This is a genomic window from Acinetobacter sp. YH12098 (genome assembly GCF_013419235.1).
In the GTDB taxonomy this organism is placed as follows: domain Bacteria; phylum Pseudomonadota; class Gammaproteobacteria; order Pseudomonadales; family Moraxellaceae; genus Acinetobacter; species Acinetobacter amyesii.
This window is the reverse complement of the sequence record NZ_VPAO01000068.1, coordinates 1-7,156: the sequence shown is the minus strand read 5'-3', so window position 1 is coordinate 7,156 and position 7,156 is coordinate 1. Positions and strand designations below refer to the sequence as shown.

Here is a 7,156-nt window from a genome sequence, read left to right as displayed (position 1 = left end):
ATTTCGGTAAAAACTGGTCGAGGTACGCCAACCAAGCGTTTAAATTCAGAATCTGAAAAACGGTTTAAGTTCTGATATCTCATGAAACTTAGATTGAGGTGGTTTTTACTTTCGCAAGAGATCTAATATATCATGATTTAATTAATTTTCAACCTTGGAATGCAAAATTAGAAAATTAAAAATTTAGTGTTTATTTTTTCCGCCTTTACCATTAACAATGAATTTTATTATGAAAAATCAACCCTGAAATGCAAAAATTAAAATAATTCTAACAACTATATTCAACCTTATATTGCAAAATTTAAAATTAATGATAAAAATAAAAAAAGGCAGAATTAATTAAAATTCTACCTTAGAATGCAAATAGCCCAAAAATGTTTTTGCGATACTTTGAATACGTAGACGCGAGCGAACGAGTTTTGCGGTGAGGAGCATTGCTTCGCAAGATGGTTTCCTTGCGAAGCTTCGCTTCTCATTTTGCCGAATGAGAAACATCGTTTCGTAAAAGTACCTCCAGCCGAAGGCTAATCCCGTTATTCAATTCCTAGATGTAAGACTCCGTCGAATAGACTTAAAAATCATTTTTAAAATGAGAAATTACTTCTAGGTGCGTAACATCAGTATTTAAGATAAAAAATATTCAGGCTTTTGTTTAGCGTTATTCAACAAATTTGATGTCATTAAACAAATACCACCAGTGATCATCGCACCAAGTGTTGCGAGCAGCATATCTTTATGCGCATCCCAAATATCACCTTGTTGCCCATTATAATTTTCAGCTTCTTCTGGTGATAAGCCAATGGCAATCAGCCATTCGATCCATTCATAAAATAAACTGGTCGCCATGACGAATTGTACGACCAATAAAAAGAGTGTTCCGGCTTTTAATTGTGGTAGCCAGATTTGAAATATGCGATAAAAGAACGGATAGAGCAGCAATCCATAGGCAAGGTGTACAAGCCGATCATACATATTCCGAGACCATCCCATGCTTTGGTCAAGGTTGAAACCGAAGAGAGCTTGTGTCCATTCAGAATAAGGCACATAAGAATATAAATAATGGGCACCGATGACATGAATCAGTAAAAAGCCAAGATACAGGCAAACAGTTGCGAAACTTAGCCCTATTTTATAGAGGAAAACGAGCAGCACGATCAGCATAAACGCTGTGCCAATTTGATGGAGTATATACGCTTCCATTTCTAAAGGTTGGATACTGGCGATCGCAATAGCAAGAGTTAATAACGCAAAAGCTAAGATGTGCTTAAGTTTTAATTTGAAATCAATCATGAAAAGGCAAAGCTCAAATTTTTTATCGGTGTGCAATGTTTATAATTCGCGGCAAGTATAGCCATAATGCGATGAAAGGTGTTAGTTCGCCGGCGTTAGAATTTGTGCATTATTTTTTCAAATGTCATCAGCTAGCAACTAGGGATAAGTATTTTCAAAAAGATTGTATTAAACTCAGATGTATATCGAAGTTTATGTATTTGGAAGTAACTATGGCCGTTGTTGAGGCATTTATTGCGACTCAAAATTGTTATTTTAACTATGAGTTTGAAGAACTTAATTTAACAGATGATTTTCCAGAAGAGCTCTCTGTATCTTTGCGGGGCATGATGTTTCGCCATGAAATTCAGTATCCCAATGCCACATATTATATTTATTACTCAGATGTTTTAACGGGTTGTGAATTACAGCGAATGAAAGATGATTGGGCGAAATATTGCCCTGCAGAATAAAATTGCGTCTAAATTTTCTATCTCCTTATAGGAGATGAGAATCCTCAGAATATATTCTGAGTTCGCAAGGGAGAGTTGGATAGTCTCATCTCCTTGCGGAGCATGCTCCTCATCTCAAAGAGAGCAGAAGTATTATAAATAAAAAACGAGGCATGAAGCCTCGTTTTTTTTGATCTATCTAAAATTAGATTTTAGAAATAAGATCTTTAATGTTTGCTGCTTGAGTTGATGCATTACCTGTATATGTTGCAGGTGTCATTTCTGCAAGACGCGCACGGTCAGCAGCTGGAACAGCTTCTAATTCGTTACCATTTACGAAATCAACCATCATTTCGCGAGTCATTGCTTGACCACGAGTTAGGGCTTTAAGTTTTTCGTAAGGTTTTTCAACTGCATAACGACGCATAACAGTTTGAATCGGTTCTGCAAGTACTTCTTGCGCATGGTCAAGGTCTTCAAGAATACGTTGAGCATTCAATTCAAGTTTACCAATACCTTTAGAGCAAGCTTCAAAAGCGATCAAGCTTTGTGCAAAACCAACACCCATGTTACGAAGCACAGTTGAGTCAGTTAAGTCACGCTGCCAACGAGATACAGGAAGTTTTTCACCAAGGTGAGCCAATACCGCATTCGCAATACCCAAGTTACCTTCAGAGTTTTCGAAGTCAATTGGGTTAACTTTATGTGGCATTGTTGAAGAACCAACTTCGCCTTCTTTCAAACGTTGTTTGAAGAAACCAAGTGAGATGTAGCCCCAAACGTCACGGTTAAAGTCGATCAAAATGGTGTTGAAACGACGTAGCGCATCAAAAAGTTCCGCCATGTAGTCATGTGGTTCGATTTGAGTGGTGTACGGGTTAAATTCTAAACCTAATGATTCAACAAATGCTTGTGAATGCGCAGGCCAGTTAATTTCAGGGTAAGCAGAGTAGTGCGCGTTGTAGTTACCTACTGCACCATTGATTTTACCAAGTAATTCAACTTGTTTGAATTGTTTGATTTGACGTGCAAGGCGGTAAGCCACGTTCGCCATTTCTTTACCCAAAGTTGTTGGGCTTGCAGTTTGACCATGTGTACGAGACAACATTGGTTGTTCAGCGTGTTGTTCAGCCAAAGCAACGATTGAATCGATGATTTGCTGCATTGCTGCAACTAAAACTTCACGGCCATTTTTAAGCATTAAAGCATGAGACAAGTTGTTGATGTCTTCAGATGTACATGCAAAGTGAATGAATTCTCCAGCATTTTTAAGCTCATCGATATGTGCGATTTGCTCTTTTAAGAAGTACTCAACTGCTTTTACATCATGGTTTGTTGTACGTTCAATTTCTTTAATGCGGTTTGCATTGTCTTCAGAGAAGTTCGCAACAATTGCATCAAGCGCAGCGTTAGTTTCAGCACTGAACGCTGGAACTTCAGTGATTTCAGGACGGTTTGCAAGCGCTTGTAACCAACGCACTTCAACAGTCACACGAGCATGGATTAAACCAAACTCAGAGAGGAAGGGACGTAGAGCATCACATTTGCTTGCGTAACGTCCATCTAATGGAGAAAGTGCGGTTAAAGCGTTCATAGCGATTCCTTAAATTTTGGAATTAAACGTAAAACAAAAAGCCCGTACTGCATCAGTTAAACCACCTGATACTGTAAACGGGCAAGATCTTGAATATCTTGTAGTAGCTTGCGCTTACTGAAAATCATACCCCATGAGCTACCACCGAGCTGACGCCATAAATGTGCCATTTGTAAGCCGGTAAATAAGGTGGCGCGAATGCGATTGGTATGAGAAGTGTCTTTAAATGCTTCGGCATTACCACGAACCATAATACGTGGATTAATTTGGCCTGCAGTTTCAATATAGGTTTGCGCTAAATTGGCAATGATACTTGGATGTAAATAATTATTATCAAAAAAGGAAAGCTGTCTTAGAATTTTTTGTTGGGATTGTTCAATGGTTTCGACAAATTTAGGATTGCTATAGACTTTCTTTTCTAACTGCAATAACGCCATCGCATACGTCATGGGTAGCTTAGTATTGGCAAGTTTAGGAAGTCTAGATTTGGGAGATGTATTGAAGGGTTGAGTAATGCTACTTTCTAAGGTTTTTAATCCCAGCGAAATATCCGCCAAGCCACTAAAAAAATCAAGCGTCTGACTAGACTGATTCGACTTAGGACGGATATTTAAACTGGCTTTAATGAGATGTTCAAAATAAAAGTTACCGCTTTCCCCGATACTCTGTTGCCCAGTCAATGCAGTCATGTGGGTCAGCTGTGTCGCTTGAAAAACAGCAGCTAACGCCAATGCACGATTTTGGCGAGTATTCAGAGTCTGAGGCTGTTGAAACGGTAACTCTGTCATCCGAAACAATCCTTATTCAATAAAATCCGGTTTAGGCGCATTGGTATGATGAATCACACCACCCCCTAAACAAACTTCACCGGTGTAGAACACCACACTTTGACCCGGTGTAACAGCACGTTGTGGCTCATCGAATTCGACACGCACACCATTTGGCGCTGTAGGGTCTTTAAATATTGTACAGTCTTGGTCAGGCTGACGATAACGAGTTTTCGCTGTGCAGCGGAAGCCTGATTCAGGAATCTCTTGTTCACCAGCCACCCAATCAATCGCTTCAGACCATAAAATGGTGCTTTGCATGAGTGGATGTTCATGACCTTGACCAACGACTAGGCGATTACCTTCGATATCTTTATGCAGTACAAACCAAGCGCCTTCTTCAGCACCTTTTAGACCACCAAGACCGATGCCACCACGTTGGCCGAGCGTATAGTACATTAAGCCGTGATGTTCACCAACCTCTTTACCCGTGTCTAGGACGATTTTTCCGGGTTGAGCAGGTAAATATTGCTTTAAGAAGTCATTAAATCGACGTTCGCCAATAAAGCAAATTCCTGTTGAATCTTTTTTCTTCGCGGTGATTAGACCTAATTCTTCAGCGATTTTACGCACTTGTGGTTTTTCAATTTCACCCACAGGGAACAAAGTTTTGTTAATTTCACGACCATGCACTGCATGTAGGAAATAGGTTTGGTCTTTGTTGTTGTCTAGACCACGCAGTAGAGGGGCATACTCTTCACCACGTGAATTTTTTAGCGTTTCACCACGGCGGCAATAGTGGCCTGTCGCAATAAAGTCAGCACCTAAGTTCACAGCATGGTCGAGAAATGCACGGAATTTAATTTCTTTATTGCAGAGAATATCTGGGTTTGGTGTACGACCTGCGGCATATTCTTCTAAGAAATGCTCAAAGACACGGTCCCAATATTCCATCGCAAAGTTTGCGGTATGAAGTTTGATTCCAATTTTGTCACAAACGGCTTGAGCATCGGCAAGATCTTCCATTGCCGTACAGTATTCCGTGCCGTCATCTTCTTCCCAGTTTTTCATGAAAAGACCTTCAACTTGATAACCTTGTTGAAGTAAAAGTGCTGCAGATACAGAAGAATCTACACCACCAGACATACCGACGATGACACGTTGTTGCATAGGATTAAGCATCCAAATTTGAAATTAAGGGAGAATTTTGGTGCTCGTAAATGAGCGATAAAGGAAATTTTTGACCTGAAAGAGCATCTTGCACAGCTTTGATGACTAATGGACTACGCGCACGGGCAGACTCAATGAGTTCATCAAGCGTCATCCATACTGCACCGACAATACCTGTGTCTAATTGTGCATCGGCATGGTGCTGAATGTCTTTAGCTAAGAAACAGAAACGGAAATAAGTACGATCAGGGAACATCGGAGGAGTATAAGTATACATGCCTAGGAGGTTCGTGATTTCTACATCGTGACCTGTTTCTTCCATGGTTTCTCGAATGGCGGCTTCAATAATGGTTTCGCCAGCTTCAACATGACCTGCAGGTTGATTAAATACAGTATGGGTCACACCTTCTGTATGTTCTTCAACAAATAGGAATTTTCCGTCTTTTTCAACGACTGTCGCAACAGTGACGTGAGCAGTCCAAGCGGTCATAGAAAAGCACCATGGGGTAAAAACGCTATTCTACAAAATTTAGGGAGCGGTGGCTATGGTGAAAATGTTTTAAAACTACAATCTAAATTCATATTCCCGCAATTTATTTTAAGCTTTAATGCCAATGAAAATTATTATATAAAAATAACTATTTTAATAATGATGAAGAGTTATTTTCATTAAAATCTAGCAAAGCAGAAGTTAATTTTTTAAAACAATTATCAAAATTTTCAAAAAGTTTTAACATCTTGTTTGAAATTTCATCAATGTCTTGAACGTCATCAATTTTAATAGTGTTACCTTTTAAAAACTTGGAGTATTTTTTACCAACATCAGTAGCATTTTTTTGAAATGAAATTTGATGAAGTTTTTCATTTTCTGCAACATGTTTTATTAAATTAATTATATTTAATCTATCTTCGTAATTACTTAAAGGGCCTACTTCCGCAAATAAACGAAGTTTTCCTGACGTGTTTTCATCATGATTGATTTCAATCCAACATGTAACTGGATAAGTTAACTACCATTTTTCACAACCTCGCCAATTATACTTTTCCGCACCTAAAGCATTAAACCATTCTGTGGGTAAAAAACAAAAAAGACTGCTATTGCTCCAAAATTTTGAAATTTTTATTTTATTCTTAATTGTAAGATGATTTTTATCTTCCCAATTTTCACCCATTAATTCATCTAATGCTAGATTGAATTCATTAGATGTTCCATGTTGCCAAATAAAATCAAAAATTTTATGATGTTGTCTATAAATCGATTTAGCTAGTTTTTCCCTTTCTTTAGCTTTTTCGCTCATACCCGCTGCTTCTTTTATAGTTTCAATATAGTGTTCAATAAAAATTTTAACTTGATATGATATTGATGAATTCTCAATATCTATAATTCTTGGTAAAATTTCGCATATACTATCGTAACCAATAGTGGCATAAGAAAGATCTTCAGGTTGTTCATCATATAATGTTAAAAATATACCTTTAATTTTGATATTGGGGAAGTCATCTCTATAAATATATTCAATTTTATCTATATATTTTTTTAATTGTCCATTATGTTGTTTTGATTTGAATTTATTTTCAAGGACTATAGCAAAATTATTTTTTGTAGAAAGTATTAAAATATCAATATTATTCCATTCTCGCTTTATTTCAATATCGCGTAAGTCAGCTTGGATAATATCTATTGAGGATAATCCACCTTTGACATATTCCCCTTGTAATGCTTTTGCAAGGAAAGATTTTAAAAAACGGTCTCCTAGACCATGTGTTTCTGAAGGATCTAATAAGTTGTCATTAAAAAGTAAACATGTATTCTTTTCCGAATTGGTTTGATACTTTCTCCACCCATTGCTCTATTTTATCAGCTGTCATGACTTGAAAATCTCGCCAATAATATTTCATCTGCT

Annotated in this window: 7 protein-coding genes and 2 pseudogenes; 1 reads left to right on the top strand and 8 read right to left on the bottom strand. The window is 37.6% G+C overall.

The genetic code is table 11. From position 1 onward, the window contains the following. Positions 1 to 624: 624 nt before the first annotated feature. The gene (locus FTU38_RS16185) at positions 625 to 1,290 is read right to left on the bottom strand and encodes a DUF2238 domain-containing protein (RefSeq protein ID WP_180004911.1); all 666 of its coding nucleotides are present in this window, start codon (positions 1,288 to 1,290) and stop codon (positions 625 to 627) included. 212 nt (positions 1,291 to 1,502) lie between these two features. On the opposite strand from FTU38_RS16185, the gene FTU38_RS16180 reads away from it, so the two are divergent. After that, the gene (locus FTU38_RS16180; RefSeq protein ID WP_180004910.1) at positions 1,503 to 1,742 is read left to right on the top strand and encodes a hypothetical protein; all 240 of its coding nucleotides are present in this window, start codon (positions 1,503 to 1,505) and stop codon (positions 1,740 to 1,742) included. A gap of 184 nt (positions 1,743 to 1,926) precedes the next feature. Here the strand turns inward: FTU38_RS16180 and purB are convergent, their stop codons facing one another. From purB to FTU38_RS16935, 7 genes and pseudogenes are all read right to left on the bottom strand, one after another. Beyond that, positions 1,927 to 3,315, bottom strand: a complete 1,389-nt coding sequence (gene purB / locus FTU38_RS16175; RefSeq protein ID WP_168379206.1) for an adenylosuccinate lyase — start codon at positions 3,313 to 3,315, stop codon at positions 1,927 to 1,929. A gap of 56 nt (positions 3,316 to 3,371) precedes the next feature. After that, complete coding sequence (hflD, locus tag FTU38_RS16170) at positions 3,372 to 4,103, bottom strand: high frequency lysogenization protein HflD (RefSeq protein ID WP_218945479.1); 732 nt, start codon at positions 4,101 to 4,103, stop codon at positions 3,372 to 3,374. A gap of 12 nt (positions 4,104 to 4,115) precedes the next feature. Continuing rightward, positions 4,116 to 5,252: a tRNA 2-thiouridine(34) synthase MnmA gene (gene mnmA / locus FTU38_RS16165; RefSeq protein WP_168379207.1), complete on the bottom strand. Its 1,137-nt coding sequence runs from the start codon at positions 5,250 to 5,252 to the stop codon at positions 4,116 to 4,118. A 4-nt stretch (positions 5,253 to 5,256) separates the two neighbouring features. Beyond that, on the bottom strand, positions 5,257 to 5,742 hold the full coding sequence (locus FTU38_RS16160; protein ID WP_078190179.1) for an NUDIX hydrolase: 486 nt from the start codon (positions 5,740 to 5,742) through the stop codon (positions 5,257 to 5,259). A gap of 520 nt (positions 5,743 to 6,262) precedes the next feature. Beyond that, complete coding sequence (locus tag FTU38_RS16940; protein ID WP_257225747.1) at positions 6,263 to 6,550, bottom strand: hypothetical protein; 288 nt, start codon at positions 6,548 to 6,550, stop codon at positions 6,263 to 6,265. A 33-nt stretch (positions 6,551 to 6,583) separates the two neighbouring features. Continuing rightward, a pseudogene (locus FTU38_RS17080) lies at positions 6,584 to 7,027 on the bottom strand (PD-(D/E)XK nuclease family protein); the annotation flags it as partial. A gap of 16 nt (positions 7,028 to 7,043) precedes the next feature. Then, a pseudogene (locus FTU38_RS16935) lies at positions 7,044 to 7,156 on the bottom strand (transposase); the annotation flags it as partial.

Bases quoted from the DNA above. Each gene is read 5' to 3' on its own strand.
- FTU38_RS16160 (WP_078190179.1), bottom strand. From the start codon at position 5,742: ATGACCGCTTGGACTGCTCACGTCACTGTTGCGACAGTCGTTGAAAAA.
- mnmA (WP_168379207.1), bottom strand. From the start codon at position 5,252: ATGCAACAACGTGTCATCGTCGGTATGTCTGGTGGTGTAGATTCTTCT.
- purB (WP_168379206.1), bottom strand. From the start codon at position 3,315: ATGAACGCTTTAACCGCACTTTCTCCATTAGATGGACGTTACGCAAGC.
- FTU38_RS16185 (WP_180004911.1), bottom strand. From the start codon at position 1,290: ATGATTGATTTCAAATTAAAACTTAAGCACATCTTAGCTTTTGCGTTA.
- FTU38_RS16180 (WP_180004910.1), top strand. From the start codon at position 1,503: ATGGCCGTTGTTGAGGCATTTATTGCGACTCAAAATTGTTATTTTAAC.
- hflD (WP_218945479.1), bottom strand. From the start codon at position 4,103: ATGACAGAGTTACCGTTTCAACAGCCTCAGACTCTGAATACTCGCCAA.
- FTU38_RS16940 (WP_257225747.1), bottom strand. From the start codon at position 6,550: ATGAGCGAAAAAGCTAAAGAAAGGGAAAAACTAGCTAAATCGATTTAT.